At 73.2% G+C, this 26,510-nt stretch carries 29 protein-coding genes and 1 pseudogene; 10 read left to right on the top strand and 20 right to left on the bottom strand.

Features of this window, described 5'->3' with window-relative positions:
* Nucleotides 1-90: 90 nt before the first annotated feature.
* Nucleotides 91-1,260, bottom strand: coding sequence for an elongation factor Tu (gene tuf / locus ACFVST_RS24120; protein ID WP_390155571.1), 1,170 nt, complete (start codon nt 1,258-1,260; stop codon nt 91-93).
* Between the two features lie 355 nt (nt 1,261-1,615).
* On the opposite strand from tuf, the gene ACFVST_RS24115 reads away from it, so the two are divergent.
* Nucleotides 1,616-2,341: a TVP38/TMEM64 family protein gene (locus tag ACFVST_RS24115; RefSeq protein WP_390155569.1), complete on the top strand. Its 726-nt coding sequence runs from the start codon at nt 1,616-1,618 to the stop codon at nt 2,339-2,341.
* A 69-nt stretch (nt 2,342-2,410) separates the two neighbouring features.
* Here ACFVST_RS24115 and ACFVST_RS24110 read toward each other — a convergent pair whose 3' ends face one another.
* On the bottom strand, nt 2,411-3,190 hold the full coding sequence (locus ACFVST_RS24110; RefSeq protein ID WP_390155567.1) for an SDR family NAD(P)-dependent oxidoreductase: 780 nt from the start codon (nt 3,188-3,190) through the stop codon (nt 2,411-2,413).
* A gap of 335 nt (nt 3,191-3,525) precedes the next feature.
* On the opposite strand from ACFVST_RS24110, the gene ACFVST_RS24105 reads away from it, so the two are divergent.
* Nucleotides 3,526-3,675, top strand: a complete 150-nt coding sequence (locus ACFVST_RS24105; protein WP_390155565.1) for a hypothetical protein — start codon at nt 3,526-3,528, stop codon at nt 3,673-3,675.
* A gap of 28 nt (nt 3,676-3,703) precedes the next feature.
* On the opposite strand, the gene ACFVST_RS24100 is transcribed toward ACFVST_RS24105, so the two are convergent.
* Nucleotides 3,704-4,429 carry an HAD family hydrolase gene (locus ACFVST_RS24100; protein ID WP_390155563.1) on the bottom strand — a complete coding sequence of 242 codons (726 nt, stop codon included), beginning with the start codon at nt 4,427-4,429 and terminating at the stop codon, nt 3,704-3,706.
* 267 nt (nt 4,430-4,696) lie between these two features.
* On the opposite strand from ACFVST_RS24100, the gene lnt reads away from it, so the two are divergent.
* Entirely contained in the window at nt 4,697-6,298 is a 1,602-nt protein-coding gene (gene lnt / locus ACFVST_RS24095; RefSeq protein WP_390155580.1) for an apolipoprotein N-acyltransferase, read from the top strand.
* On the opposite strand, the gene ACFVST_RS24090 is transcribed toward lnt, so the two are convergent.
* Together ACFVST_RS24090 and ACFVST_RS24085 are read right to left on the bottom strand one after the other, a co-directional pair.
* On the bottom strand, nt 6,216-7,127 hold the full coding sequence (locus tag ACFVST_RS24090) for a Gfo/Idh/MocA family protein (RefSeq protein ID WP_390155561.1): 912 nt from the start codon (nt 7,125-7,127) through the stop codon (nt 6,216-6,218). The genes lnt and ACFVST_RS24090 overlap by 83 nt on opposite strands.
* A gap of 66 nt (nt 7,128-7,193) precedes the next feature.
* Complete coding sequence (locus ACFVST_RS24085) at nt 7,194-7,373, bottom strand: hypothetical protein (RefSeq protein WP_390155559.1); 180 nt, start codon at nt 7,371-7,373, stop codon at nt 7,194-7,196.
* Nucleotides 7,374-7,444: 71 nt separating this feature from the next.
* On the opposite strand from ACFVST_RS24085, the gene ACFVST_RS24080 reads away from it, so the two are divergent.
* A complete protein-coding gene (locus tag ACFVST_RS24080; protein WP_390155557.1) occupies nt 7,445-7,987 on the top strand; it encodes a DinB family protein in 543 nt (180 codons plus the stop codon).
* Nucleotides 7,988-8,136: 149 nt separating this feature from the next.
* Nucleotides 8,137-8,541: a hypothetical protein gene (locus ACFVST_RS24075; protein ID WP_390155555.1), complete on the top strand. Its 405-nt coding sequence runs from the start codon at nt 8,137-8,139 to the stop codon at nt 8,539-8,541.
* 27 nt (nt 8,542-8,568) lie between these two features.
* Here the strand turns inward: ACFVST_RS24075 and ACFVST_RS24070 are convergent, their stop codons facing one another.
* The 9 genes and pseudogenes from ACFVST_RS24070 to ACFVST_RS24030 form a co-directional block, all read right to left on the bottom strand.
* Nucleotides 8,569-9,114 carry a hypothetical protein gene (locus ACFVST_RS24070; RefSeq protein WP_390155553.1) on the bottom strand — a complete coding sequence of 182 codons (546 nt, stop codon included), beginning with the start codon at nt 9,112-9,114 and terminating at the stop codon, nt 8,569-8,571.
* A gap of 119 nt (nt 9,115-9,233) precedes the next feature.
* Nucleotides 9,234-9,917: a uracil-DNA glycosylase gene (ung, locus tag ACFVST_RS24065; RefSeq protein ID WP_390155551.1), complete on the bottom strand. Its 684-nt coding sequence runs from the start codon at nt 9,915-9,917 to the stop codon at nt 9,234-9,236.
* A gap of 104 nt (nt 9,918-10,021) precedes the next feature.
* Nucleotides 10,022-11,602 carry an ABC transporter substrate-binding protein gene (locus tag ACFVST_RS24060; protein WP_390155549.1) on the bottom strand — a complete coding sequence of 527 codons (1,581 nt, stop codon included), beginning with the start codon at nt 11,600-11,602 and terminating at the stop codon, nt 10,022-10,024.
* A gap of 139 nt (nt 11,603-11,741) precedes the next feature.
* Nucleotides 11,742-12,497 (bottom strand): SDR family oxidoreductase, encoded by a 756-nt coding sequence (locus ACFVST_RS24055; RefSeq protein ID WP_390155548.1) that lies wholly within the window; start codon nt 12,495-12,497, stop codon nt 11,742-11,744.
* Between the two features lie 47 nt (nt 12,498-12,544).
* A complete protein-coding gene (gene fabG / locus ACFVST_RS24050) occupies nt 12,545-13,303 on the bottom strand; it encodes a 3-oxoacyl-ACP reductase FabG (protein ID WP_390155546.1) in 759 nt (252 codons plus the stop codon).
* 213 nt (nt 13,304-13,516) lie between these two features.
* Nucleotides 13,517-13,900, bottom strand: a complete 384-nt coding sequence (locus ACFVST_RS24045) for a DUF3037 domain-containing protein (RefSeq protein WP_390155544.1) — start codon at nt 13,898-13,900, stop codon at nt 13,517-13,519.
* On the bottom strand, nt 13,897-14,676 hold the full coding sequence (locus tag ACFVST_RS24040; protein WP_390155542.1) for a HipA family kinase: 780 nt from the start codon (nt 14,674-14,676) through the stop codon (nt 13,897-13,899). Before ACFVST_RS24040 ends, ACFVST_RS24045 begins: the two co-directional genes overlap by 4 nt.
* Before the next feature lie 36 nt (nt 14,677-14,712).
* A pseudogene (locus tag ACFVST_RS24035) lies at nt 14,713-15,318 on the bottom strand (LysR substrate-binding domain-containing protein); the annotation flags it as partial.
* Nucleotides 15,319-15,352: 34 nt separating this feature from the next.
* A complete protein-coding gene (locus ACFVST_RS24030; protein WP_390155540.1) occupies nt 15,353-16,687 on the bottom strand; it encodes an aminotransferase class I/II-fold pyridoxal phosphate-dependent enzyme in 1,335 nt (444 codons plus the stop codon).
* Between the two features lie 92 nt (nt 16,688-16,779).
* Between ACFVST_RS24030 and ACFVST_RS24025 the strand changes: the two genes are divergently transcribed.
* Nucleotides 16,780-17,469, top strand: coding sequence for a pyridoxamine 5'-phosphate oxidase family protein (locus ACFVST_RS24025; protein ID WP_390155539.1), 690 nt, complete (start codon nt 16,780-16,782; stop codon nt 17,467-17,469).
* A 35-nt stretch (nt 17,470-17,504) separates the two neighbouring features.
* Entirely contained in the window at nt 17,505-18,086 is a 582-nt protein-coding gene (locus ACFVST_RS24020; protein ID WP_390155537.1) for a hypothetical protein, read from the top strand.
* Nucleotides 18,087-18,132: 46 nt separating this feature from the next.
* Here the strand turns inward: ACFVST_RS24020 and ACFVST_RS24015 are convergent, their stop codons facing one another.
* The 4 genes from ACFVST_RS24015 to ACFVST_RS24000 form a co-directional block, all read right to left on the bottom strand.
* Nucleotides 18,133-19,176, bottom strand: coding sequence for a DMT family transporter (locus ACFVST_RS24015; RefSeq protein ID WP_390155535.1), 1,044 nt, complete (start codon nt 19,174-19,176; stop codon nt 18,133-18,135).
* 111 nt (nt 19,177-19,287) lie between these two features.
* A complete protein-coding gene (locus ACFVST_RS24010; protein ID WP_390155533.1) occupies nt 19,288-19,863 on the bottom strand; it encodes a Clp protease N-terminal domain-containing protein in 576 nt (191 codons plus the stop codon).
* A 339-nt stretch (nt 19,864-20,202) separates the two neighbouring features.
* Entirely contained in the window at nt 20,203-20,853 is a 651-nt protein-coding gene (locus ACFVST_RS24005; protein WP_390155531.1) for a PadR family transcriptional regulator, read from the bottom strand.
* Nucleotides 20,854-21,011: 158 nt separating this feature from the next.
* A complete protein-coding gene (locus ACFVST_RS24000) occupies nt 21,012-21,575 on the bottom strand; it encodes a DinB family protein (protein ID WP_390155529.1) in 564 nt (187 codons plus the stop codon).
* Between the two features lie 106 nt (nt 21,576-21,681).
* Here ACFVST_RS24000 and ACFVST_RS23995 point away from each other — a divergent pair, with 106 nt between their 5' ends.
* Nucleotides 21,682-22,488, top strand: a complete 807-nt coding sequence (locus ACFVST_RS23995; RefSeq protein ID WP_390155527.1) for a PhzF family phenazine biosynthesis protein — start codon at nt 21,682-21,684, stop codon at nt 22,486-22,488.
* Nucleotides 22,489-22,505: 17 nt separating this feature from the next.
* Here ACFVST_RS23995 and ACFVST_RS23990 read toward each other — a convergent pair whose 3' ends face one another.
* On the bottom strand, nt 22,506-23,306 hold the full coding sequence (locus ACFVST_RS23990; protein WP_390155526.1) for a CPBP family intramembrane glutamic endopeptidase: 801 nt from the start codon (nt 23,304-23,306) through the stop codon (nt 22,506-22,508).
* Between the two features lie 114 nt (nt 23,307-23,420).
* The gene (locus tag ACFVST_RS23985; protein ID WP_390155524.1) at nt 23,421-24,920 is read right to left on the bottom strand and encodes a glutamate--cysteine ligase; all 1,500 of its coding nucleotides are present in this window, start codon (nt 24,918-24,920) and stop codon (nt 23,421-23,423) included.
* Between the two features lie 501 nt (nt 24,921-25,421).
* On the opposite strand from ACFVST_RS23985, the gene ACFVST_RS23980 reads away from it, so the two are divergent.
* Both ACFVST_RS23980 and ACFVST_RS23975 read left to right on the top strand, forming a co-directional pair.
* Nucleotides 25,422-25,997 (top strand): hypothetical protein, encoded by a 576-nt coding sequence (locus tag ACFVST_RS23980; protein WP_390155522.1) that lies wholly within the window; start codon nt 25,422-25,424, stop codon nt 25,995-25,997.
* Between the two features lie 251 nt (nt 25,998-26,248).
* Nucleotides 26,249-26,455 carry a DUF5999 family protein gene (locus ACFVST_RS23975; RefSeq protein ID WP_390155578.1) on the top strand — a complete coding sequence of 69 codons (207 nt, stop codon included), beginning with the start codon at nt 26,249-26,251 and terminating at the stop codon, nt 26,453-26,455.
* The last annotated feature ends 55 nt before the right edge of the window (nt 26,456-26,510 follow it).

Raw genomic sequence — 26,510 nt, 5'->3', positions numbered from 1 at the left:
CCCTCGTACTGGACGTACTTGGGCGTTTGGCCGGTGCGGCGAGAGTGCGTGCCAGGGCACGCGACGCCGCGGAGATCCAAACGACACGGCCTAGCCGACGGTGGTCACGGTCCCGGCGCCCACCGTGCGCCCGCCCTCGCGGATGGCGAAGCCGAGGCCCGGCTCCAGCGGGACCGGGCGCCCCAACTCGACGGCCATGGTGACCGTTTCACCGGGGCGGGCCGCACCCGCCTCGCCCAGGTCCACATCGCCGACCACGTCCGCCGTGCGCAGATAGAACTGCGGCCGGTAGCCCGTCGCCACCGGTGTACGGCGCCCGCCCTCGGCGGCGGACAGCAGATGCACCCGGGCCGTGAACCGCGTACTCGGGGTGACGCTGCCGGGGGCCGCCACCACCTGCCCGCGGCGCACCGCGTCCCGGGGCACACCCCGCAGCAGCAGCGCCACGTTGTCCCCGGCCTGCGCCTCGGACATGGGCCGGCCGAAGGTCTCCAGACCGGTCACCACCGTCTCCAGGCCCGCGCCGAGCACCTCGACCCGGTCGCCGGTGCGTACCGTGCCCCGCTCCACGGCGCCGGTGACCACGGTGCCGCGGCCGGAGATGGTGAGGACGTTCTCCACCGGCAGCAGGAACGGCGCGTCCACGTACCGCTCGGGCACCGGGACATAGGTGTCGACGGCGTCCAGCAGCGCTTCCACCGCCGCCGTCCACCGCGGGTCGCCGGCCAGGGCGCGCAGCCCGGAGACGCGGACCACGGGTGCCGAGTCGCCGCCGTAGCCGTGCGCCGAGAGCAGTTCGCGGACCTCCAGCTCCACCAGGTCGGTCAGCTCCGGGTCGCCCGCGTCGGCCTTGTTGAGCGCGACCACGATGTGGTCGACGCCCACCTGCCGGGCGAGCAGTACATGCTCCGCGGTCTGCGGCATGATCCCGTCGAGCGCCGAGACCACCAGGATCGCCCCGTCGAGCTGGGCGGCGCCGGTGACCATGTTCTTCACGTAGTCGGCGTGGCCGGGCATGTCGACATGCGCGTAGTGGCGGGTGCTCGTCTCGTACTCGACGTGCGCGATGTTGATGGTGATGCCGCGGGCGGCCTCCTCGGGGGCGCGGTCGATGCGGTCGAAGGGGACGAAGGAGCCGCTGCCGCGGTCGGCGAGGACCTTGGTGATGGCGGCGGTGAGGGTCGTCTTGCCGTGGTCGACGTGGCCCATGGTGCCGATGTTGAGATGCGGCTTGGTGCGTGCGTATGCCGTCTTGGGCATGGTGGTTTCCTCGCTGGATGCCAGGACTTCGGGCCTCCGCGGTGCGGCGGCCCCGGACCCCTCGTCGGTGCCGACCCTCCCCCTGCGGGGTCCGCCGGACGATCCGGGAAGGGTCAGCTTCGAGCGCCGTCGGCTGCTGCGAGGTGGAGGACGGCAGCCTTCGGGGCATCCGCGGCGGCGGATGCGGCGAGGAGGAAGGCGTACCGGAACATGTCGCCGATGATGTCGGGGTGCGGGCAGCCGTGTCGAGCGAATTACCGGGCGGGGGCGTTCGGTGGGCGCGGAGCGGGGGCTGTGACCCGGGTGGGACAGCTCCAGGGGCGATCGAAGACACCGGTCGGTTAGTCTCACCGGGATGTTGGACTCCGCCGCTCCCGAGACCGGCCTCTCCCCCGCGGGGCGGACCGGTCTCGCCGCACGCAGTGTGCGGCTGCTGCTGTCGCCCTGGTCCCGGCTGTCGCTGCTGGTGGCCCTGCTGGCGGCGGCAGCGGTCGCCGTGCTCTGCTTCCAGCCGCAGCGGTTCCTCGCCGAGGGCTGGCCGCCGCACCTCACCGGCCCGGCCGCCGCGGTGTGCTTCGCGGTGGCGTACGGGGTGTGCACGGTGGCGTTCGTCCCGCGGCCGCTGCTCAATCTGGCGGCGGGGGCGCTGTTCGGTTCGCAGTGGGGGCTGGGCGCGGCGCTGGCGGGGACGGTGCTCGGGGCCGGGGTCTCCTTCGGGCTCGGGCGGACACTGGGGCAGGACGCGCTGCGGCCGCTGCTGCGGGGCCGCTGGCTGAAGGCGGTCGACGGGCAGTTGAGCCGGCACGGCTTCCGCTCGATGCTGGCGATGCGGCTCTTCCCCGGGGTGCCGTTCGCCGCGGCCAACTACTGCGCGGCGGTGTCCCGGATGCGGTGGCTGCCGTTCCTGCTCGCCACCGGTCTCGGCTCGGTCCCCAACACCGCGGCGTACGTCATCGCGGGCGCCCGCGCCGCCACCCCCACCTCGCCCGCGTTCCTGCTGGCCATGGGCTTCATCACGGTGACCGGGCTCGCCGGCGCGGCCGTCGCCTGGCGCAAGAGGCACCGGCTGTACGGCCGTTGACAGGGCCGCGGCCCGTCCGGAGGCGACGGGCCGCGGCTGCTCTGGGGGTGCGCGAGCGGGAGGCGCCGCTCAGTGCACGGAGAAACCGCCGTCGACGAAGAGCGACTGCCCCGTGATGTATCCGGAGGCCGGTCCGGCGAGGAGTACGGCGGCGCCGGCGAAGTCCTCGGCCAGCCCGTTGCGGCCGGTCATGGTGCGCTCGGCGAGGGCCGCCACCCGCTCCGGGTCCTCGGCCAGCTGCGCGTTCAGCGGCGTCAGGACGAAGCCGGGGACCAAGGTGTTGCAGGTGACGCCGTACCGGGACCAGGCCTCCGCCTGGGAGCGGGCCAGCGACTCCAGGCCGCCCTTGGACACCCCGTAGGCCCCGCTCTGCACAAACGCGCGGTGGGCCTGCTGGGAGGAGACATGGATGATGCGGCCGTAGCCACGCTCCGCCATACCGGGGCCGAAGCGCTGCCCGAGGAGATGCGGGGCGGTGAGGTTGACCGCCAGGGTGGTGTCCCACACCTCGTCGTCCAGTTCGCCCAGCGGCGGGCGGAGGTTGACACCCGCGCTGTTGACCAGGATGTCCGGTTCACCGAAGACGGCGGCGGCCTCCTCGGCGGCGGCGCGCACCCCGGTACGGGTGGCGAGGTCGGCGCTGACCCAGGCCGCCCGGCAGCCGTCGGCGGCCAACTCGCCGACGGCCGCGGCGAGTTCGGCCTCGCGCCGGGCGACGATCACCACCCGCGCCCCGGCGTGGGCCAGGGCTCCGGCGATGGCCCGGCCGATTCCGGAGCTGCCGCCGGTGACGAGGGCGGTCCGGCCGTCGAGCGAGAACAGCCCGGAGAGGTAGGCGTCGGACGTCATGCCCGCACCCTAGGGGGTGCCCGGGAGCGTTGATCACGCCGGGGTGGCGCAGGGGGTGCCGCGTCCGACGCGGTGGCGGCACGGTACGAGGCCGTAGCGACGAATCTCGGCCGCGCGGTGGGATGGATGGCCGGTTTCCATGGTCCGGTGGCCGTTAAACGGGGGTGCGGCCAACGTCACACTGCGCCCCATCACGCCCCTTTTCCGCACCGATTCCGCTGGTCAGGGACGCTTCCCCTGGCTACATGCAGCGATCGGACACCCACAGAGCGGAGCGGAGCGTCACACTCACCCCCTAAGCTCTTCACATGTCCCCGCTGTGTGAGACCCGTCCCGTGCGAAGTGCCTCCGAGGTGAACGACCAGATCCGCGCGCTGTGGCTGAGTGCCGGCGGCACCCTCTCGGCGGCCCAGCGCCGCCAGTACGAGGTGCTGGTGACCGAGTGGGCCGAAGCGATGCGCCGCGAGGTCGTCGAAGCGGCCTGACGCGGCGGCCGAGCGGGCGCCGCCCGGGTCACTCCCCGCCGGCCCCGCCGATCACACCCCACCCGCTCCCGACCCCGTCCCCACTCTCCGCCCCGTCCCCGCCCGCGGTGTCCTCCCCGGCGACGAGGGCGACCACCCTCGTCAGCGAGTCCACGCTCCAGTCCGCGGCCGCCGCCACTTCCGGGTCGTCCGCCCACAACTGCCCCCAGGGCCCGCGCCGGAGGTGCGCCACCCGCATCCCGGCCGCCTTCGCCGGGAAGACGTCGTTCACCGGGTGGTCGCCCACGTACAGCACCTCGTCCGGGGCACAGCCGGCGGCCTCCAGCACCCGGTCGAAGAACGACGGATCGGGCTTGGCGACACCCCAGTCGCCCGAGGTGGCCACCAGATCCGCGGGCAGGTCCAGTTCGCGGAGCAACTCCCCGGCGCGGGCCGTCTGGTTGCCCGCGACGATGATCCGCTTCCCGGCCTTCTGCAAAGCCCCGAGCGCCGGGCGCACATCCGGATACAGATCGCTCTCGTCCAGGTACTCGCCGCGGCCCGCGCTCTCCCGCGCGCGGTAGGCGGAGGCCACATCCATGTCGGGGTTGAGGAGCCGCAGCGCGTCGGTGGCGTCCCGGCCCTGTGAGACGACGACGCCGACCAGGGCCGAGACGGTGTGCCGGGGAACGCCCAGCCAGTCGGCCCACGACGCCCAGTAGCGGTCGTCCTTGGTGAGGGTCTCGCCCACGTCGAACACGATCGTCTGAGTCATCCACCGCACCCTACGGGCCACCGCCCCGGGCACCGCCGTGGCGCGGCCGCCGCCGCCCGGATCGCGCCCGGCTGGATCGCGGCCCACTGTCGCCCCGGGCCGAGGGCGCGCACACTGGTGGAACCACGCGACAGGTGGCGCCGGCGTCCACGGGCGAAAGGGGCGTGTATGCAGGGGCCGAGGCGGGACCGGTGGCGGGCGCCGTCAGGAACGCTACGGCTGGCCGCACCACCGCGGACCTCGGTACGTCCGGTGCCGGCCTGGTTCTTGGCCCGACGCACCGGCGGCCGTGGGTGGTTCGGCCTCACCGCCGGGCGCGCGGCCGCGGCCCTGCTCGCCGGTGCGCTGCCCTGTCTCGCGTTCCCCGCGCCGTCCCTGTGGTGGCTGGCGTATGCGGCGCTGGTGCCGTGGCTGCTGCTGGTGCGTACCGCGCCGACGTCGCGACGGGCCGCGTGCGAGGGCTGGTTGGGCGGTCTCGGCTACATGCTCGCGGTGCACCACTGGCTGCTGCCCAGCCTGAATGTGTTCACGGTGGTGCTGGCGGCGCTGCTCGGTGTGCTGTGGGCGCCCTGGGGTGTGCTGGTACGGCAGTTGCTCGGCGGGGTGCCGCCGCCGGGGCGTGCGGTGGCGGCGCTGGTGGTGCTGCCCGCGGGGTGGCTGCTGATCGAACTGGCCCGTTCCTGGCAGGGGTTGGGCGGTCCCTGGGGGCTGCTGGGCTCCAGTCAGTGGCAGGTGGCACCGGCGCTGCGGCTCGCCTCGGTGGGCGGGGTGTGGCTGGTGTCGCTGCTGGTGGTGGCGGTCAACGTGGCGGCGGTATTGCTGATTTCGGCGGGTCCGCCGCGGGTGTCCGCGGTGGTGGCGCTGGTGCTGGTAGCGGTGGCGGCGGGCGCGGTGTGGCAGTGGGCGCCCCGTCCGCAGCCGACCGGCCAGGCGCGGATCGCGGTGGTGCAGCCCGGTGTGGTGGCCGGCCCGCACAGTACGGCCCGACGGCTGGCGCTGGAGGAGCAGTTGACCCGGCGGCTGGCCCGGCAGGACGTGGATCTGGTGGTGTGGGGCGAGTCGGGGGTGAGCGCGGATCCGTCCCGGCGGCCCGAGTTGGCCGCCCGGCTGGCCCGGCTGTCGGCGGCGGTGGGCGCGGAGCTGCTGGTGAACGTGGACGCCCGGCAGGCCCCGCTGACCGGTGAGCCCGGTGGGCGGGCCGTCTTCAAACGTGCCGTACTGGTCGACGGGCGGGGCCTGACCGGCGCCCGCTACGACAAGATGCGGCTGGTGCCGTTCGGCGAGTACGTTCCGGCGCGGTCGCTGCTGGGGTGGGCGACGTCGGTGGGGCGGGCGGCGGGTGAGGACCGGGGGCGGGGGACGCGGCAGGTGCTGATGGACGCCGGGCACGGGCTGCGGGTGGGTCCGCTGATCTGCTTCGAGTCGGCCTTCCCCGACATGGGCAGGCAGTTGGCCGCGGACGGTGCCGGGGTGCTGGTGGTGCAGTCGTCCACCTCGTCGTTCCAGCACAGTTGGGCGCCCGAGCAACATGCCTCGCTGGCGGCGCTGCGGGCGGCGGAGACGGGGCGTCCGGTGGTCCATGCGACGCTGACCGGGGTGTCGGCGGTGTTCGGCCCCGGCGGGGAGCGGACGGGTCCGGTGCTCGGTACCGGTTCCCGGGCGGCGGCCGTCTACTCGGTGCCGCTGGCCTCGGGCACCACGCCATATGTGCGGTTCGGTGACTGGGCGGTGCACGGGTCGCTGCTGGTGCTGGCGCTGTTCTTCACGGTGCGCGGGGTGCGCTCGTTCAACCGGCCCGCCCTTGCGCCGCTGCCTCCCGAACCACTCGCTCGCACAGTTCGTGGGTGGCCAGGGCGTCGCGGGCACTGAGCACCCGGCCTTCGCGTACCGCGTCCAGGAAGGCGAGGGCGGCCTGTTCGACGCCGCGCTGGCGGGCCACCGGCACCCAGTCGCCACGGCGGCGGACGGTGGGCTGGCCCTTGTGGTCGACGACCTCGGCGAGGTTGAGGACCTGGCGCTTGGCGTCCTGGCCGGACACTTCGAGGACCTCCTCGGCGGAGCCGCTGAGCCGGTTCATGCTGCCGACGGCGGTGAAGCCGTCCCCACCGAGGGTCAACACCACATGGTGCAGCAGGCCGTCCACGACCCGGGCGCGCACCCGTACGTCGTCGACGGTGCCGGGGACGAGAAAACGCAGGGTGTCGACGACATGGATGAAGTCGTCCAGGACCAGGGTGCGGATGTCCTCGGGAAGGCCGACTCGGTTCTTCTGCATCAGGATCAGATCGCGGGGGTGTTCGGCGCACTGGGTGTAGCCGGGGGCATGGCGGCGGTTGAAGCCGACGGCGAGTGAGGTGCCGCGGGCCTCGGCGAGCTCCACCAGGGCCTGGGAGTCGGTGAGTTGGTAGGCCAGCGGCTTGTCGACGTAGGTGGGGATGCCGGCTTCCAGGAGGCGGCGGGTGATCTCGGGGTGTGCCTCGGTGGGGGCGTGGACGAAGGCCGCGTCGGGTCCGGCGGCGAGAAGCGAGTCGAGGCCGGGGTGGCAGTGCGCGGCCGGGACGCGGTGGCGGGCGGCGATGTCGGCGAGGGTGGCCGGGCTGCGGGTGTGCAGATGCAGCTCGACGCCCGGGAGCGCGGTGAGCACCGGCAGATAGGCCTTGCGCGCGATGTCGCCGAGTCCGATGCAGCCGACCTTCACCGGGGCTCCTGAATGTCGTGGGGTGTGCCGCGTACGGCCGGACGGTCCGCGGGCAGCATACGGGGATCAGGCCGCCGGACCGGTCGGCGGCCGCCAGTCGGAGCTGCCGTCGGGCGTGCGCGGTACGACGGTGGGGCCGGCCGGGGTGGAGGCGGTCGGCTCGACCGAGTGCGAGCGGCCCGCCCTGTCGCTGGCGGCCTGGTGCGAGGGGCTGCTGCTCTCCTGCGTGGCGGGCAGTCGCCACACCCGCCCACCGAGGGCGGGCGCTGACGGAACTCGCTTGATCCTGGACGCGGCCGGACGAGAGCATGACCGGTATGACCTCCACTCCGGCTGACCCTGCCCGACCAGCCCAGCACCGCAGCGAACCCGCCTTCGACGCCGGTGAGCGCGCCATGCTGGAAGGCTGGCTCGACTACCACCGCGCCACCCTCGCCCTCAAGTGCGCCGGGCTCACCGACGCCCAGCTCAGGACGGCGCCGCTGCCGCCGTCCGAGCTGTCGCTGATGGGTCTGGTGCGGCACCTCGCTGATGTGGAACGGCACTGGTTCCAGCGGGTCGCGGCCGGTGAGCAGGCTCCGCCGCTGCACTACACCGAGGAGGATCCGGACGGCGAGTTCCATCTGACCGGCGCCGACACCTGGGCCCAGGCGGAGGCGGCCTGGCTCACCGAGATCGCCGCCTCCCGCGCCACCGCGAGCCGCCTCGCGCTGGACGACCCCGCGGCCGGCACCGACAGCAGCACCGGCGGCCACCCCTCGCTACGCTGGATCCACACCCACCTCATCGAGGAGTACGCCCGGCACAACGGCCACGCCGACCTGATCCGGGAGCAACTCGACGGCGCCACCGGGGAGTAGACGGCGTCCGGCGCCGCGGCCGATGTCATCGTCACGGCGGGCGTCATCGTCGCGGCGCGGTTCATCCGTGCGGGGCATCTCCCGCAGGTCGGCTCCGTACCGCGGGGGCGGCGCCGCAGAGTTGCCGGGTGCACAGAACGACGACCACAGTGACCCTTCTGATCGCGGCGGCCGTGTCCGCCGTCTCGGGATGTACCACCGTGGCGGGCGACCGGGCGCCGCGGCCCGCCGCCTCCACGGTGCGGCCCGCCGCCACCTCGGCCTCGGCCACCCCGCGGGGCGAACCCACCGGTGCCCGCGGCGATGTGAACCGGGAGGCGCCCCGCGTCCGCCCCGCGAGCCGGGCCGCGGTGCCGCCCGCGCCGCCGCCCCGGCCCCCGGTCCGCACCCCCGCCGCCGCTCCCCCACCCCCCGCCGTACCGGTGCCCGTGCCCGTTCCGCCGGGGGCCTCGCTGCCGTCGGGTGCGGATGTCTGCGCCTACGGGCGGCAGTTCGGGGGCTGGCGTCCCGGCAGTGCGGAGGCCCGCATCTGCCGCCACGCGTACGGGCGTTGACGGCCGCGACGGCAGGTGCCTGGCCGGTCAGTGTCCGTGGCGGGGTGGGCCCAGTGGGCCGCCGCCGGGGCCGGGGCGGGGCGGGCCTTCCTCCGGCTCGGGTGGGAGTTCCTTCTCCAGTCGGTGGGTCAGGCGGGTGAGGGCGGCGCGGACCGTGGTGCCGTAGCCGTCCTCGCCGAGGGCGGTGGCGGTGGTCCGGGCCTGGCGGAGATGGCTGCGGGCGGCCTCGGCGCGGCCCAGCCCGGCGTAGTCCGCGGCGAGGTCGAGATGCAGGGACGGCAGGAAGGCCCGTACCGCGGCCGGGGGTGGGGACGGGTGGGGGCCGGTGGCTTCCTCGGCGGCGGCCAGGGCCCGTAGGTCCCAGGCGAGTTCGGCGGCGGGATCGTCCTGGGTGTCGGCCAGGAAGTGGGCCAGGGTGCAGCGGTGCAGCGGATCGCCGCCGGTGCCCAGGTCCGCCCAGAGCGCGAGCAGGCGGCTGCGCGCCTCCTCGCGGTCTCCGGCGTGATGGAGCATCACCACCTGCCCGATCCGGGCCGGTAGTGCGTCCGCCGTCTGCTCCTGCCACTGGGCCACCGCTACCTCCGCACCTCGCCGCCTGGGCAGGCCGCGCCTTCCCGACGCTAAGGCCTGGGCGGCGGATCGTCGCGGCGGGCGGAGGACCCGGGGCCGGGCACGGGCGGCGCCGGGGAGGCTCAGCCCAGGTCGGGGATGCGCCAGTCGATCGCGGAGTGGCCCTGTCCGGCGATCGCCTTGTCGATCTGGGTGAAGGGCTGCGAGCCGAAGAACCGCTTGGCGGAGAGCGGTGAGGGGTGGGCGCCCTTGACCACGGTGTGCCGGGACTCGTCGATCAGGGGGAGCTTCTTCTGCGCGTAGTTCCCCCAGAGGACGAAGACGGCCGGGTCGGGGCGGTCGGAGACGGCGCGGATCACCGCGTCGGTGAACCTCTCCCAGCCCTTGCCCTTGTGTGAGTTGGCCTCGCCGGCGCGGACCGTGAGTACCGCGTTGAGCAGGAGGACGCCCTGCTCGGCCCAGGGCATCAGATAGCCGTTGTCCGGCACCGGCAGGCCCAGCTCCTGGTGCATCTCCTTGTAGATGTTGCGCAGCGAGGGCGGTGTCCTCACCCCGGGCCGCACCGAGAAGCACAGCCCGTGCCCCTGCCCCTCGCCGTGGTACGGATCCTGGCCGAGGACCAGCACCTTGACCTGGTCGAAGGGGGTGGCGTCAAGCGCGGCGAACACCTCTTCACGGGGCGGGTAGACCGGACCGCGGGACCTCTCCTCCTCGACGAACTCGGTGAGTCGGGCGAAGTAGGGCTGCTGCAGTTCTTCGCCGAGCACGCCGCGCCAGGACTCGGGCAGCATGTTGATGTCGGTCACGTCGACTTCCTCCGGAGTACGTCCCAGGGGCGGCCGCGCACCGCGGCCGCCGTCACACCGAAGAACCTACCGGCGGCCACTGACAACGGCCCCCGCCGAGCCCGCTACCAGCTCTCCTTGCGGTGCAGTTCCCACATCATCCAGATCGCGGACGGGTCCAGGGCCTGCTCGCTGCCGGCGATGTCGTTGCTGAACGCCGCGTACTGCTTGCCCTGCCAGAGCGGGATGAGGCGGGCGTCGGACGCCATGATCCGCTGCGCCTGCTCGAACTGCTTGACCACCGCGGACCGGTCGCTCTCCCGCCGCGAGACCGGCAGCAGCTCGTCGGTGATCCCGGGCGCCGGATACGGGGTGCCGAGCACGTTCCGCTTGCCCACGAAGGGGGCGATGAAGTTCTCCGCGTCGGGGAAGTCGGGGAACCAGCCGCGGCCGAAGACCGGGTACTCGCCCTTGCGGTAGCCGTCCTCGTAGGTCTTCCAGGGGCGGCTCTTGAGGGTGACCTCGAAGAGGCCCGAGCTGTCCAGTTCGCGCTGGATCTCCTCGAACTCGGCCTTGGTGGCGGAGCCGTAGCGGTCCGTGGTGTACCAGAAGGTGAGGGGGACCGGGGTGTGGATGCCGGCGCCGGCGAGGAGTTTGCGGGCCTTCTCGCGGCTCGGGTTGCCGTAGGCGTCGAAGAAGGCGCTGGTGTGTCCGGCGAGGCCCTTGGGGACCATGGAGTAGAGGGGTTCCACGGTGTCGGCGTGGGCCTTGTGCGCGAGGGCGCCGCGGTCCAGGAGCTGGGCGACGGCCTTGCGCACCGGGGCCTTCGCGGCCCATTTGTCCTTGGTGTTGAAGACCAGGAAGCTGGTCTCGATACCGGCCGCCTCGGTCACCTGGAGGTCGTGCGAGGCCTCGTCGGCCTGGAGCCCCTGCACGTCGTCGGCGGAGAGCTCGCGGACGGCGGCGTCGACCTGCCCGTCCCGCAGGGCCTTCACCACGGAGGCGGAGGAGTCGAAGTAGCGGATGTCGACGGCGTCGTTCTTGCGCTCGGCGAAGCCCTTGTACCGCTTGTTGCTGGAGAGCCGGGCCTCCTTGCGCTCCTGGTAGGAGTCCAGGGTGTAGGGCCCGGAGCCGATGGCCTTGCCGTCGTCGCGGACCTTGTCCGCCGGGTAGTCCCGCGGGTCGACCAGCGACATCGCGGGGGTGGCGAGCACGAACGGGAAGGTGGCGTCTGAGGTGTTGAGGTGGAAGACGACGTCCTTGGCGCCCCGGGTCTCCACCCGGTCCAGGCTGCTGAGCAGTCCCTTGGGGCCGCCGCGCACATCGATCCGGCTGATGCGGTCGATGGAGAACTTCACCGCCTGGGCGTTCAGCGGGTGGCCGTCGGAGAAGGTCAGTCCCGCGCGCAGGGTGCAGCGGTAGACGCGCTTGTCCGCGTCGGTGAAGTGGCAGGACTTGGCGGCGTCCGGCTGCGGGGCGGAGGCTCCGGAGGGGTAACTCACCAGTGTCTGGTAGATGTTGCGGAACAGCTCCCAGGAACCGTCCCAGGCCGCGGCGGGGTCGAGGGTGCTGGGGGCGCTGGTGGTACCCACGGTGATCTTCTCGTCCTTGGACTTGCCACCCGAGGACATCACACCGCATCCGGCGAGCAGCGTGACACAGGCCGCCGCCGCTATCGGCCGTACAGATCTGGTCCGGTGGAACACGCACACTCCTCGATCGGCCCTGCTGGGGCGGCCGACCATATCGCAGTGCCCCGCCGCTCAGACGGGCTCCCCGCGGCGGGGCACCGGTTGCTCTGGTACGTCCTGATCGCAGTGCAGTCCGGGGAGTTGGGGCGATTGGTCAGGCCACGCCCGCATTGAGGAAGAGGCCGCCGTCGACCACCAGCGTCTGCCCGGTGATCCAGTCGGACTGCTCGGAGGTGAGGAAGGCGGCGGCGCCCCCGATGTCGGTGGGGACCCCGAGGCGGCCGAGCGGATAGGCGGCGGCCGCCTCCTCCTCGCGGCCCTCGTAGAGGGTCTGCGCGAAGCGGGTCTTGACGACGGCGGGGGCGATGGCGTTGACCCGGACCCGGGGCGCGAACTCGTGGGCGAGCTGGAGGGTGAGGTTGATCAGGGCGGCCTTGCTCATGCCGTAGCCGCCGATGAACGGGGAGGGGGCGAGGCCGGCCACGGAGGCGATGTTGACGACGGCGCCGCCGTGGTCCCGCTGCCAGGCCCGCCACACCTGCTGGGCGAAGCCGAGCGCGGAGATCACATTGGTCTCGTAGACCTTGCGGACGACGTTCAGGTCGAGGTCGGCCATCGGGCCGAACACCGGGTTGGTGCCCGCGTTGTTGACCAGGTGGTCGATCCGGCCGAAGGCCTCCATGGCGCGCTCGACGGCGACCACTTGGTGGGCCTCGTCATGGGCCTTGCCGGCGACGGCGACGACCCGGTCCGGACCGAGGCGCCGCACCGCCTCGTCGAGCGCCTCCTGGTTGCGGCCGGTGATGCACACCCGGTCGCCGCGGGCGACCAGTGCCTCCGCGATGCCGTATCCGATGCCGCGGCTGGCGCCGGTGATCAGCGCCGCCTTTCCGCTGTCCTGCACTGTCATCTGCCGTGTCCTTGGGGTGCCTTGGAGGTGCCGTGGATGTGCCGGGGTCAGTCGAGGGGGCCGCCGGCCACGTACAGGACCTGGCCGGAGACGAAGCCGGCGGCGTCACCGGCGAAGAAGGCGATGGCGTTGGCGATGTCGTCGGGGCGGCCGACGCGCTGCACCGGGATCTGGCTGGCGGCGGCGGTCTGGAAGTCCTCGAAGCCCATGCCGACGCGCTCGGCGGTGGCCTTGGTCATCTCGGTGGCGATGAAGCCGGGGGCGACCGCGTTGGCGGTGACGCCGAACTTGCCGAGCTCGATGGCGAGGGTCTTGGTGAAGCCCTGGAGGCCGGCCTTGGCGGCGGAGTAGTTGACCTGGCCGCGGTTGCCCTGGGCGGAGGACGAGGAGAGGTTGACGACCCGGCCGAACCCGGCGTCGACCATGTGCTTCTGCACGGCCCGCGTCATCAGGAAGGCGCCGCGCAGATGGACGCTCATCACCATGTCCCAGTCGGCGGCGCTCATCTTGAAGAGGAGGTTGTCCCGGAGCACCCCGGCGTTGTTGACCAGGATGGTGGGCGCGCCCAGCTCCTCGGCGACGCGGGCGACGGCGGCGGCCACCTGCTCCTCGTCGGACACGTCGCAACCGACGGCGAGGGCCCGCCCGCCGGCGGCGGTGATCTGCTCGACGGTGTCCTTGCAGGCCGCCTCGTCCAGGTCGAGTACGGCGACCGCGCGGCCCTCCTCGGCCAGCCGGACGGCGGTGGCGGCGCCGATGCCGCGGGCGCCGCCGGTGACGATCGCTACGCGCGCTTCAGTGGTCATGCTGGTTCTCCTCGCCTCAGAAACCCGATGGGGGTGGCCTCTGATGAGACCGGCGGCCGGTGGCGCCGCCTGCGGCGCACCCGATGGTGAGCAACCGCTTAGTACCCGCGGCCGAAGTTAGAAGCCCTGGCACGCGGTGTCAACGGCTTCACTGCGCACTGTGATCGATTACCTCCCGGCGGTCGCGACCGCCGCGGGTGGCGCCGTCCCCCGTCAGGCGACCAACAGGCCGAAGAGGCGGTCGAGTTCGGCCCGCGGGTCGGCGGTGAGACCGGTGTGCACGGGGCCCGGCTGGACCACGGTGGAGCGGGGGGCGATCAGCCAGCGGAAGCGGCGCCCGGGATCGTCCCCCGCGGCCGGCCCCGCCTCGGCGCCGCCGCCGCAGGTCAGCTCCACCGCCCGCAGCGCCGCCCGCACCTCCCCGGCGTCCGCGGCCGGGTCCAGCGCGGCGAGCTTGGCCTCGTCCAGCCGGGTGCGGGCGGCGGTGAAGCGGTGGGCGCGGCAGTACAACACCACGCCCGCGTTGAAGAGTTCACCGCGCTCCACCCTCGGCACCACCCGCAGCAGGGCGTACTCGTACACATCGCGGCCGGTCATACGGGGGTGTCCTTCGGTGCGAGGGTGACGCGGGTGTGGATGCCGGGGGCGCGGGCCAGGAGGGTGTCGGTGTAGGCGGCGCGCACTTCGTCGGGGCCGGCGAAACCGGGCTCGCCGGTGAGCCAGGCGTCCGGGACCTCGGCGGTGACCCGGGCCAGCAGGGTGCGGGTGATGCGGGGGGCGAGGTCGGCGGCGGCGGAGGCCAGGTCGGGGGGCTCGGTGGCGCAGACGGTGAGCGCGTGGTCGCGGGCGTCGTAGGGGCGGGTGGCGGCGGTGGCCGCGGAGGGCCAGTTGTGGTGCCAGATGAGGGCGGCGCCGTGGTCGATCAGGCGCAGACCGCCGTGGTGGACCAGGAGGTTGGGGTTGCGCCAGGAGCGGTCCACGTTGCCGGTCAGCGCGTCGAACCAGAGGACGCGGCCGGCCTCCGCCCGGTCCACCCGGTGGGTGAGCGGGTCGAATCCGACGGCGCCGGAGAGGAACTCCATGCCGAGATTGAGGCCGCCGCTGGACCGGAGCAGGCCCTGCACCTCCTCGTCCGGTTCGGCCAGCCCCAGCACCGGGTCGAGGCGGACCGTCACCAGCCGCGGCACCCGCAGCCCCAACTCGCGGGCCAGCAGCCCGCAGACGGTCTCGGCGACGAGGGTCTTGCGGCCCTGGCCCGCGCCGGTGAACTTGGTGACGTAGAGCGCCTGGTCGTCGGCCTCGACCAGTCCGGGCAGCGAACCGCCCTCGCGCAGCGGGGCGACATAGCGCAGCGCCTCGACTTCCGTGAGCATCGCCCCAGGCTACTGCGGCCCCGGCGGCGCGCCGGCTCAGCCGGCAGGCTGCTCGGCGCACGCGGTGCGCAGCGCCTCCACCGCGGCGCGGATCGAGGGGCGGCGGTCCGCGTCCGCCCGCCACACCGCGTAGACATGGCGCAGCGCGCGCTGGCGCACCGGCACCGTGCGCACCCCGGACGGGACCGGGCCGCGGCCCAGGCGCGGTGCCACGCAGACGCCCAACCCGGCGGCCACCAGGGCTAGTTGGGTCTGGTGCTCCTCGGCCCGGTGCTTGATCCGCGGCTCGATGCCCTGGGCGCGCAGGGTGTACATCAGCCACTCGTGGCAGAACTCGCCCTGCGCCCAGGCGATCCAGGGGTCCTCGGCGAACTCCGCCAGATCCACCGCGTCCCGCCCGGCCGGCGGGTGATCCGCGGGCAGCGCCACATCGGCCGGGTCGTCCAGCAGCGGCGCCTTCAGCAGCCCGTCGGGGAGCGGCAGCGGCTTGTTGTACCAGGCGAGGACGACGGCGAGATCCTCATCGCCGCGCACCACCGAGCGCACCCCGTACTCCGGTTCCAGTTCCCGGGTGCCGACCGTGAGGCCCTGATGGCGGCGGCGCAGTTCGACCAGGGCGCGAGGGAAGAGCCCGCGGGCGCCGCCCTCACCCAGTCCCGCTCGCGCCGGCCGCAGCTCACTCGTAGCGGCGGGCCGGGGCCGGGCCGACGGCGGAGGTGATCGCCTCGGCGAGCGGTTCGATGTCGTCCTCGGCCAGGCCGGAGACGGTGACACGCACCCCGGGTGGGGCGGCCAGCCGGAAGCGGGCGCCGGGCGCCACCGCCCACCCGGCGTGCAGCAGCCGGGCCACCGCCCCCGTCTCGTCGGGCACCGGCACCCAGACGTTCATACCGCTGCGGCCCCGGGCGGGCACCCCGCGCCGGTCGAGCGCGGCGATCAGCGCCTCCCGCCGCCGCCCGTACGCCGCCGCCACTTCCGCGGGCCGTACCGCGGGCTGCCGCCACAACTCGACCAGGGCGCGCTGGGCCAGCCGGGACACCCAGCCGGGGCCGAGGCGCTGCCGCCCCTGCACCCGGTCCACGGTGACCGGGTCGCCGGTGAGGACCGCGATCCGCAGATCGGGCCCGTAGGCCTTGGCGGCCGACCGCACCAGCGCCCACCGGGGCACGGTGCCCGCCAGCGGACGCAGCGGCAGATCGACGATGCCGTGCCCGTGGTCGTCCTCCACCAGCAGGGTGCCGGGGTGGCGGGCGAGCACCTCGGCCAGGTCCGCCGCGCGCCGGGCGGAGACGGCGGCACCGGTCGGGTTCTGCGCCCGGCAGGTGAGCACCAGCGCCCGGGCACCCGCGCCGAGCGCCCGCTCCACCGCACCCGGCAACGGCCCCTCGTCGTCCACCGCCACCGGCTCGGTACGCAGCCCGAGGGCGGGCATCAGATCGAGCAGGCTCCCCCACCCCGGGTCCTCCACCGCGACCGCGTCCCCCGGCCGCAACCGGGCGGCGAGCACCCGCTCCACCGCGTCCAGGGAACCCGAGGTGACGGCGATCGGACCGGCGGGCACCCCGTCGGCGGCGAGCGCGGTACGGGCCGCCTCGGCCAGGTCCGGTTCCACCGCGTCCTCGCCGTACAGCACCGGTTCGGCGTCGCAGCGGGCGGCGGCCGCTGCGAAGGCGGCGGCCAGCGGCGGCAGCAGGGCCGGGTCCGGGTTGCCGTCGGCCGCGTTGCGCACACCGGGCGGGATGTCGACGCGGTGGTCCCGGCCGCGGGCGGTGGTGGCGGGGCGCGGGCGCACCCGGGTGCCGCGGCGGCCCGCCGTCTCCACCACACCCCGTTCCCGCAGGGTGCGGTAGGCGGCGGCCACGGTGTGCGGATTGACCCCCAACCGCTCGGCCAACTCCCGCATCGGGGGCAGGACTTGCCCCGGCTCCAGCGCCCCGGACCCGACGGCGGCCTCGACGTCGGCGGCGATCTCCCCCGCACGACGCCCGGTGATCCGATACTCTGCTACCACAAACCAGATTATGCACTAGTGCAAAACTTCCGGCAACCGAGCCGAGGTGCCCGAGGGCACCCCGCACGTCACACACCAGGGAGACCGGCCGCATGTCCACCCAGACCGAGCAGCCCGCCTACGCCCCCACCGACCTCACCCGCCCCACTCGCGCCCCGGAGCGGGCGCACTACGACCGGGAGACGGTGCACTCGATACTCGACGGGGCCTGTCTGTGCCATCTGGGCTTCGTCCGGGACGGCGCCCCCGTGGTACTGCCCACGCTGTTCGCCCGGGTCGGCGAACAGCTCTATCTCCACGGCTCCACCGGCTCCCGCCCGCTGCGCGGCGCCGGCGGGCCCGGTCCGGGGCTGGCCGTCTGCCTCACCGTGACGCATGTCGACGGCCTGGTACTGGCCAAGTCGGCGTTCCACCACTCCATCAACTACCGCTCGGTGGTGGTGCACGGCACGGCCCACCAGGTCACCGAGGAGGCCGAGAAGCGCGCCGCGCTGGACGCCCTGGTCGACCAGGTGGTGCCGGGCCGCTCCGCCGACTCCCGCCCCGCCGACCGCAAGGAGCTGGCCGCCACCGCCGTACTCCGGCTCGACCTGGCGGAGGTCTCCGCGAAGGTCCGCACCGGCGGCCCGGTCGACGACGCGGCCGATCTGGCCCTGCCGCACTGGTCCGGCGTCGTCCCGGTCCAGCACGGCCACGGCACCCCGGTACCGGCCGAGGGCCTGGCCGCGGACACCCAACTGCCCGCGTACCTGAGCGAGTTGACCGGACCGACCGGACCGTGAGGAACGCCGACCGGGCCGTGCGGAACACTGTCGCCGTGACACCACAGCAGCCGTTCCGGACACATCTGCGCCAGGCCGCCACCGGCATCCTGGAGCGCCTCCCCGGGCAACTCAGGCGTGAGATCTACGTCCTGGCCTTCAACATCTGGCGCGTCGACGCCGACGACCGCCACCCGTACGTGGACATCGGCTACAACACCGAGAGCCGGTACCGGGAGATGTGCCGGGGCGCCTCCGATCCGCGGGAGGCTCGCTGGAACTACGCCTTCTGGATCCTCGAAGGCTTCGACCGGCTCGGCAACATCCCGGAGGACCCGGTGGGCGGCCCGCTCTTCGAGGCGGAGGCCAACACCCTCGGCATCTGGTACGACGGCGCGTTCGACCTCGCCCGGACACTGGAGGACGAGGACATCCGCGCCAGGTCCGGGCGCCTCCAAGTCCACTTCCACGACGCCGTCGTCGACCTCGCCCGCCACCTCCACACCAGCGGCACCGTCGAGAGGATCTTCGGCCGTCCCCTGCCCGTGGTGGTGTTCGACATGGACTGCCCGGGCTGGGAGGAGGAGGCCACCAGAGCCGCCAACCCGGCCGAGCTGATCGCGGACTTCCTTACGTGAACCGGGAGTTGAGGACTTCCTGACGTGGACCGGAGGGGGCGGGCGGTCAGGCCGTGGTGTCCCGGGCCGGTACCGCGGTCCCGGCTGCCTCCGTGGCCGTGGCGCCGGCGGTGGGCTGGGGCGTACCTCCCGAGGCCACCGGTTCGGGCGGGGCGGTGGCGGGCGTGGAGGACTGGGCGATGAGGGCGCCGAGCAGGACCACCGCGCCGCCCGCGATCTGCGGCAGGGAGAGGTGCTCGCCGAGCAGGAACCAGGCCAGCACGGTGGCGATCACCGCCTCCAGACAGGCCACGACTCCGGCCACCTGCGGGGAGAGCCGCCGCACCGAGAGCACCCCCGTCACATAGGCGAGGACGGTGGCGACCAGCACCACCCAGGCGATCAGCAGCGGCGCCGCAACTGCCGTACCGTCCATCCGGGTTGTGCCGCCCAGCAGGGACCAGTCCATGGTCCAGGGCCGGGCCACCAGGGTCAGTACCAGCGCCCCGACGAGCAGCCCGAAGGCGATCACCCCGAGCGGGTCGGGGGCCTCGTCGCCGGCGTCGCTGCCCTGGTCGGAGAGGACGAAGTAGCCGACCTGGCAGCAGGCGGCGCCGAGCGCCAGCACGATACCGAGGACGTCGAAGCTCAGCCCGGACCACACCTCGACCACACAGGCCAGCCCGGCCGCGGCCAGCACCACCCCGAGCGCCGCGGCCCGGGTCACCGGCCGCTTCTGCACGAACCGCACCCAGCCGAGGACCAGCGCCGGCGCCAGATACTCGATGAGCAGCGCCACCCCGACCGGAATCCGGGACAGCGCCGCGAAGTAACAGGCCTGCACACCGGCGACGGCGAGCAGCCCGAAGCCGGCGAGCAGCGCGGGCCGCCGGGTGACGAGCGCCCGATGCCGCCAGGCCAGCGGCAGCATCACCAGCGCCGCCCCGGCCGCCCGCAGCCAGGCCACATGCAGCGGATCGAGGCCGGACTGGATAAGCGGTTTGGCGGCGACGCCGGAGCCGCCGAAGGCGAAGGCTGAGATCAGGGCGAGGCCGAGTCCGACGCTCCTCGCCCGGCCCGGATGCCCCAGGTCAGTGGTGTGCACCCGCACATGATGACAGCCGGCGTCAGGACCTTCACCCCCGATGGCTGCTGTCTCACCACCTGGACGCCGCCGCCCCGTCGACGCCGGCCCTTTGCGCCGGATCGCCCGCGGCCACCGCTACCCGCCGAAGCCCCCGTACCCGCCGTACTCCCCGTACTCGTCCTGCCGGGCGCGTTCCGCCGCGGCGGCCGCGTCGATCCGGTCCAGGAGTTCCTTGGGGGTGACGCCGGCCCGGCCGAGGACCTCGACGGCGCGGCACTCGGCGTCCGCGGCGAAGGCGGCGAGCAGGTCCACGCCGTGGGCTCGCGCCTCGCCGCGCTGGTCGGCCCGCTTGCAGGCGCTCTCCACCGCGGTCGCGGCCGCCGGGGACCAGCCGGCGTCGGTCACCACCGGCACCGCCCCCGAGTCCTCCACCGTGGTCTGCCACTGCAAGCCGTAGCCGATGCTGCGCTGCACCAAGTACCCGAGCAGACGGGCCAGTTGGGCGCCGTCACCGACGACGCCGCGCGCATAGGGGTCCGCCTCCAGGAGCGAGTGCAGCAGGTGGGCGGTGTCGATCTGGCGGTCCCCGTCCCGCGCGGCGCGGCGTCTGGCGCCTGCCATGGCCGAGAGCAGCTCGGCACTGAGTCTGGCGTCGAGTTCGACTCGGTTCGGGCCGCGCTCGGCCGGCTGTCGCGGGATATGGGGTTGCACGTCCCCCACCCCATCAGCCCCTGACACCGGAGGCATCGGCGGCGGGAAGCATTCTGGGATCCGACACAGGTTGGGCTTGCATCAGCGGGCTCTCCTCCTTACGGATGACGTCTCGCCGTTTCCACGGATCGCGCTCGCACCGCCCCACCGGAACTCCCCGGGAGACGGCGGCGACCCGCCCCGGTACGTGCCCCCGCACACGCACCGCTGTATATGTACCGCGTTTACGCGCCGAGCGAAGCCCTCCCCAGGGAACCGGTGCGGATCCGCAGGAAGGGCTTCACAGTTGACGGCGCATCGCGTGCTGCACGCGATGCGCCGCCGGACGTCCTGGGCGCGTCAGTCCTCGTCGGCGAGGATCAGATAGAGCTTCTTACGGGCCTCGTTGATCACGGCCACCGCCTTGTCGCGCTGGTCCTTGTCACCGGTCTTCCAGACCTGCCCGAAGGCCTCCATCAGACCGAAACCGGCCTGCCGGATCTCGCCCACGGTCTCCCAGTCGACGCCGCGGCCGGCCTCCTCCCAGGGCGCCTCGGAGCCCTCGTCGGCGGCGGTGCGGCCCGGCTCGGTCAGCGAGTACAGCTTCTTGCCGCCCTCGCTGGCACTGGCGATCAGGCCCTCGTCCTCCAGCAGTTGGAGCGTGGGGTAGACCGAGCCGGGGCTCGGCTTCCACGCGCCGCCACTGCGTTCGGCGATCTCCTGGATCATCTCGTAGCCGTGCATCGGGCGGTCCTTGAGGAGTGCCAGGATCGACGCCCGGACATCGCCGCGCCTCGCCCTGCCCCGACCGGGACCGCGCCCGCCCCAGGGGCCGCCCCGTCCGCCCCATGGTCCGGGCCCGCCGGGTCCGAAGCCGCCCGGGCCGAACGGCCCGAAGGCCCGCCGCCCCTCGAAGGGCCCTTCGAAACCACCGCGCCCACGATGCCCGGACCCGCAGTGCTGGTGCCCGTGCCCATGGTCATGACCGTGCTCGTGTCCGTAGGTACGCATGACGTTCGCCTTCTCTCTACCGAATGTGATGGATGCGCAAGATGCGCGGATTCCCACGTGTCGACCGAACTACCGTCGATCGCTCACGATGCTTCAACGATATATCGGTATCGAGAGCGAGGCAAGCCCCGGAGAAGTAGAACGGCGGTTACCGAAGGTCACCTTCGGTGCGGTACGGCGTCGTCCTGCCAGCGGTAGAGGTCGCGCAGTAGGGAGATCTCGGCGCCGTGATGGATCAGCTCCCTGTTGACGTGCAGGACCCTGTTCTCCATGGGAAACCGCTCGGGACCCACCGTGGGCGGATTGTCCAGGTCAGCGTCGGAGAGCTCGCGGACGCCCGCGTTCCATCTGCCGTACATCTCGTCGAGTTGTTTCAGCGCCTCGTCGGCGGTCCCCGCGTAGGCGAATGTCTGGGAGTCGACGTCCTGGCCGCCGAAGTACCATCCGACCCGATAGCCCAGGCACGAGACGATGATGTGCGCCAGCCGCCAGGCGATCGTGGTCACCGGTGCCGGTACCGGGTCGGGGGACGCGGAGTCCACCGTCCACTCCCCCGAACCTGCCCGCATCGGTGCGGCCGATGTGTCCCGTGGGCGGACGCTCCAGCAGCCGCGCACCGGCTCCCAGAAGTACTCCGCGTCGGTGAGACCGTCCAATCGCGGCCGCAGGTTCTTGCGCCAGTGCCAGTCCAGTTGCTCCGCGAGCTGCTCGCTTCGTGTCATGGCCGCACGCTACCGACCCGTCCAGCAGAGCCTGTCCGGATCGGGAGGCCAGTCGGTGGGGATTGGCCTTGGTGGGGGCGGGCCGGCGGGGCTTACCGTCAGCGCTATGCGGATCCGAATTGTCGACGCCTTCACCGACCGCCCCTTCGCCGGGAACCCGGCCGGGGTCCTGCTCCTCGACGCCTTCCCGCCGGACTCCCGGCTCCAGCAGATCGCCGCGGAGGTCAACCTCTCCGAGACGGCGTTCGCCCACCCGCTGCCCGCCGGGGCGGACGCCGACTGGGCGCTGCGCTGGTTCACCCCGGCCGCCGAGGTTGACCTCTGCGGTCACGCCACTCTCGCCACCGCCCATGTACTGCGCACCACCGGGCAGGCCGGAGGGGCGGTGCGGTTCGCCACCCGCAGCGGAGTGCTGTCCGCGGACGCGGGCGAGGACGGGGCGATCGTGCTGGACTTCCCCACCGCGCCCCTCACCCCCGTCCCCACCCCGCCCGGCCTGGCCGCGGCCCTGGGCGCACAACCGCTGTCGGTGCACGACACCGGGCCGAACGTCGGCGACCTGCTGGTGGAACTCCCCGACGAGGCCGCCGTGTCAGCCCTCCGACCGGACCTGCGGGCGCTCGCCGAGCATTCCAGGCGCGGCGTCATCGCGACCGCCCCGGCCACGGCGGGCCAGGGGTACGACTATGTCTCGCGGTGCTTCTTCCCCCGGGTCGGGATCGACGAGGACCCGGTGACGGGCAGTGCGCACACCGCGCTCGCCCCGTTCTGGTCCGGGCGGTTGGGTGGTGCGCGGCTCACCGGGTGGCAGGCCTCGGCGCGCGGCGGGCTGGTCGGTACCGAACTGCGGGGCGAACGCACCCTGCTCACCGGGCACGCGGTCACCGTCATCGAGGGCCAACTGCTGGCCTGAGCCGGTGGGTTGGGTGGTCAGGGGGTGGGCAGCCAGTCCACCTTCCCGGCCAGCAGCGCGTACCCCACGAAGGCGCCGATGTCGAGCAGGGCGTGTGCCGCGACCAGCGGTCCGACCCGGCCCCAGCGGCGGTACAGCAGCACGAACACCACCCCCATCGCCACATTCCCCAGGAACCCGCCGATCCCCTGGTACAGGTGGTACGAGCCGCGCAGCACCGCGCTCGCCGCCAGCGCCGCCACCGGCGTCCAGCCCAACTGCCCCAGCCGCCGCAGCAGATAGCCGACGACGATGACCTCCTCCAGCACCGCGTTCTGCACCGCGGACAGCACCAGCACGGGGAACTTCCACCACACGTCGGGCAGCGCCTCCGGCACCACCGTCAGATTGAAACCGAGGCCCCGGGCCGCCAGATAGAAGGCGATGCCGGTACTGCCGATCACCGCGGCGACCAGGCCGCCCCGGCCCAGGTCGGGCCAGGGGCGGGTGCGGTCGAAGCCGATGGCGCGCAGCCCGGCGCCCTCCCGCAGCAGCAGATGCGCGACGAGGGCGACGGGCACCAGCGCCGACGCCACCCCGAAGAGCTGCCAGGCGAGATCCAGCCAGGGGCGTCCGGGCGCCGCCGAGGCGTTGAGGGTGGCCGCCTGGTCCTTGAGCCCGCCCGGCTTGGTCACCGAGCCGATGAAACTGATCAGTGCGGAGACGCCGCTCGCCCCCAGCGACAGGGCGAGCACCAGCAGCGTCTCGTTGCGCAGCAGCCGCGCCGGCAGTCGCTCCCCGGGAAACGATCCCTCCACCGGTCCCGCTTCCGTCTGCACCCTGCCTCCGCCTCCACCGCACCGCGTGCTGCCGACCCTGCCGCCGACAGCCTGCCAGACCGGCGGGCCCCGAGCAGCGCCGGAGGCGTCTCAGCGGTGGTCGGCAGCGGTCGGCTAGGGAAGGTCCTGCGGCCAGGTGTGCACCGGTTCGCCGCCGCGCATCAGCTCGCCGTAGCGGCGGGTGGTGGCCGCCAGTGCCGCCTCCCGTTCCAGCCCGGCGTCCAGCGCCCGGTGGTAGACGGCCGCCTGCCAGGACGCGCCGTTGACCCGCCGCCGGCACCGCTGCTCGATCACTCCGAGATACAGATCGCGGTCGGCGGCCGCCACCCCCCAGGCGTCCAGGCCCGCCGCGGCCAGCGGCAGCAGTTCCTCCCGCACCAGGTGCACCCCGGAGGTGCGCGCCGTGCCGCCGTACCGTCCGGGCCGCGGCCACTCCAGCTCGGCGTCGATGCCGTGCCGGCAGGCCTCGTCGAAGTTGCGGGCCGCGGCCTCGAAGGGCAGCCGGGACCAGATCGGGCGGTTCTCCTCGGCGAGCGCCCGGACCAGCCCGTAGTAGAAGGCCGCGTTGGCGATGACGTCGACCACGGTGGGCCCGGCGGGGAGGACCCGGTTCTCCACCCGCAGGTGCGGCACCCCGTCGCTGACGTCGTAGACGGGGCGGTTCCAGCGGTAGACGGTGCCGTTGTGGAGGACGAGTTCGGTCAGGCGGGGGACGCCGCCGTCGGCGAGGACCCGCAGCGGCTCCTCCTCGTCGCAGATCGGCAGCAGCGGCGGGAAGTACCGCAGGTTCTCCTGGAAGAGGTCGAGCGGGCCGTCGATCCAGCGCTCGCCGAACCAGGTGCGCGGCCGCACGCCCTGCGCCTGCAACTCCGGCGGGCGGGTGTCGATCGCCTGCTGGAAGAGCGGCGGGCGGGACTCGCGCCACAACTCCCGGCCGAACAGGAACGGCGCGTTGGCGCCCACCACGATCTGCGCGGCGGCCACGGCCTGCGCCGCGTTCCACACATCGGCGAAGCGGCCCGGGGTGACCTGGAGATGCATCTGCACCGACGTGCAGGCCGCCTCCGGGGCGATGGAGCCGGAGGTGCACGTCAGCCGCTCCACCCCGGAGATGTCCAGGACGAAGTCCTCCCCCCGGGCGGCCACGATCTGGTCGTTGAGCAGGGCGTACCGGTCGACGTCGGAGAGATTCGCCGAGACCAGGTCCTGCCGGGCCAGGGTGGGCAGAATGCCGATCATCATGATCCCGGCGTCCAGCTCGCCGGCTTTCCTGTCGGCATAGGCGAAACCGGTGCGCAACTCCTCCGCGAGCCGGTCCAGAACCCGGTCCCCCAGCCGGTGCGGAGCGATGTTCACCTCAAGATTGAACATGGCGAGTTCGGTCTGGAAATCACGGCTCGCGATGCGCTCCAGGACCTGTGCATTCACCATGCGGGGCATACCGTCGGCCCCGGTGAGATTCAACTCGATCTCCAGGCCCATCAGATTCCTGGGCCGGTCGAAGCGCTTCTCTTCCAGCAGTCGCTCAAGTCCCGTCAGGCACTCCCGGAGCTTTCCTCGGTAGCGCTGCCGATCAGACAGGTCGAACGCGCCCGCCACGACCTTCTCCCCCATCGGGGTGTCCCTCCTGTCAGGGGCGGCCGGCAGCCCGGCCGCTGCGTCACGGTGCATGATGCCCCGGCGGGCAGATCCATAACGCTCCGGAACCCGCCCGCGGAACACCCGGATCACGTACTCTCGGGGCAGCCGCCGCCCGGCACATTCACTAGGCAAGCGGACGACGCGCATCAGCGGCCGGAACCCTTCGGTAAGTGATGACAATCACCGATGAGAACCGGCCGTCCCTCCGCGGGAAATTCGGCGAGGTCAGACACCGCGACGCCGAGCGAAATCGGGATTAATCCCTCATCATGGTGACCGGATAACGCCTTGCCCGCAATACTGCGGACCGATAGACGAAACACCGTGTGAACACCCGTCGTATACACTTTGTGAACGAGGCAGAGAGTTGGCAGCCGCGCCTGAAGGCCCGCGCCACTTTCGAACCCGTCCGCCGACAGCGTCGTCCGCACCCGTCATGTCTCACCGTGCCTGTCTCATGAGAGGCGACCCACCATGCCGCTGCACATCACCCCTGCCCCCGCGCCCGCAGTCCGCAGCGTCCGCGTGGCACTGGGATCTCCCACCGCCGTCCGCGAAGCCGCCACCCCCGCCCTCCGCGCCGCCGAAGGCCCCGCCACCGCCGAACTCCCGCTGCCCGTCTACGTACTGGACCAGGTCGGCGCCGCGGCGGCCCGCCTCACCGGCTGGCGTTTCCTGATCCGCGCCGAGGGCCACTCGGTGGCCGCCGCCGACACCGTGCTCACCGCCGACGGCTGGACGTTCTCGCACTTCTTCGAGGGCCCCTACCTCACCTCCACCGAACTGGCCCTCCAGCAGGCCGGCGAACTGTCCGCCGCCTACCAGCCGCGGCTGCTCTCGGTGCCCGAGCTGTACATGCTCACCCTCTGGCTGCACGGCGACGCCACCGCCGACGCCACCCAGGGCCAGCCCGCCCCCACCGACCTGCTGGTGCCGCTCGCCCCCGCACCTCCCGGTATCGCGGCGCACCGCCCGCACAGCGTGGCCGAGTTGCTGCCCGTCCTCACCCACCGCCTCACCCCCTCCCCGCTGCTGCACTCCCCCGCCTGATCCCCGCCCCACGCCCCGGTGCCCCGCGGTGGCCGGCACGAACGCCGCGGAGGGCGCCGGGAGTTGGGGCCGGACCGCCCGCACGGGTGACAGGTCCTGACCCGGTTCGCAATGCTCCGGTGAAATGCCTGCGGATCCCCCTCCGCAGCGCGACACTGGGTCCTTCCGACTCACGGACGAACGGGGAAGCGGCTATGGAACACCTCTCAGGCCGCCCGACGGACGCCACCTCGCAGCGAAAGAACCCTGCCATGTGCCAGCACCAGCCACCCTGTCCCACTGCCGACTCCGCGGACCGGGAGGCCGCCCAGCTTCTGGCGCACCACCCGGAGCAGGGCTGGAGTCTGCTGTGCAACGGCGTCGTGCTCTTCGAGGACACCGGCGAACTGCTGCCGGACGGCCAGGTCATCGCCCCGCACCGCCCGCAGCACCCGGGGCGCGCGGTGACCGCCGCCTGACCGGCGGGAAGCGGACCGACGACCGGTGGGCCCGGCCCGGAGACACGCTCCGGAC

Origin of the sequence: Streptomyces sp. NPDC058045, from assembly GCF_042885635.1 — a bacterium.
In the GTDB taxonomy this organism is placed as follows: Bacteria; Actinomycetota; Actinomycetes; order Streptomycetales; family Streptomycetaceae; genus Streptomyces.
This window is presented reverse-complemented; position numbering and strand designations above follow the sequence as displayed.

Coding starts and splice junctions, on each gene's coding strand:
- tuf (WP_390155571.1), bottom strand. CDS start 1,260: ATGCCCAAGACGGCATACGCACGCACCAAGCCGCATCTCAACATCGGC.
- ACFVST_RS24115 (WP_390155569.1), top strand. CDS start 1,616: ATGTTGGACTCCGCCGCTCCCGAGACCGGCCTCTCCCCCGCGGGGCGG.
- ACFVST_RS24110 (WP_390155567.1), bottom strand. CDS start 3,190: ATGACGTCCGACGCCTACCTCTCCGGGCTGTTCTCGCTCGACGGCCGG.
- ACFVST_RS24100 (WP_390155563.1), bottom strand. CDS start 4,429: ATGACTCAGACGATCGTGTTCGACGTGGGCGAGACCCTCACCAAGGAC.
- ACFVST_RS24080 (WP_390155557.1), top strand. CDS start 7,445: ATGACCTCCACTCCGGCTGACCCTGCCCGACCAGCCCAGCACCGCAGC.
- ACFVST_RS24055 (WP_390155548.1), bottom strand. CDS start 12,497: ATGACAGTGCAGGACAGCGGAAAGGCGGCGCTGATCACCGGCGCCAGC.
- fabG (WP_390155546.1), bottom strand. CDS start 13,303: ATGACCACTGAAGCGCGCGTAGCGATCGTCACCGGCGGCGCCCGCGGC.
- ACFVST_RS24045 (WP_390155544.1), bottom strand. CDS start 13,900: ATGACCGGCCGCGATGTGTACGAGTACGCCCTGCTGCGGGTGGTGCCG.
- ACFVST_RS24040 (WP_390155542.1), bottom strand. CDS start 14,676: ATGCTCACGGAAGTCGAGGCGCTGCGCTATGTCGCCCCGCTGCGCGAG.
- ACFVST_RS24025 (WP_390155539.1), top strand. CDS start 16,780: ATGTCCACCCAGACCGAGCAGCCCGCCTACGCCCCCACCGACCTCACC.
- ACFVST_RS24005 (WP_390155531.1), bottom strand. CDS start 20,853: ATGCGTACCTACGGACACGAGCACGGTCATGACCATGGGCACGGGCAC.
- ACFVST_RS24000 (WP_390155529.1), bottom strand. CDS start 21,575: ATGACACGAAGCGAGCAGCTCGCGGAGCAACTGGACTGGCACTGGCGC.
- ACFVST_RS23995 (WP_390155527.1), top strand. CDS start 21,682: ATGCGGATCCGAATTGTCGACGCCTTCACCGACCGCCCCTTCGCCGGG.
- ACFVST_RS23985 (WP_390155524.1), bottom strand. CDS start 24,920: ATGGGGGAGAAGGTCGTGGCGGGCGCGTTCGACCTGTCTGATCGGCAG.
- ACFVST_RS23980 (WP_390155522.1), top strand. CDS start 25,422: ATGCCGCTGCACATCACCCCTGCCCCCGCGCCCGCAGTCCGCAGCGTC.
- ACFVST_RS23975 (WP_390155578.1), top strand. CDS start 26,249: ATGTGCCAGCACCAGCCACCCTGTCCCACTGCCGACTCCGCGGACCGG.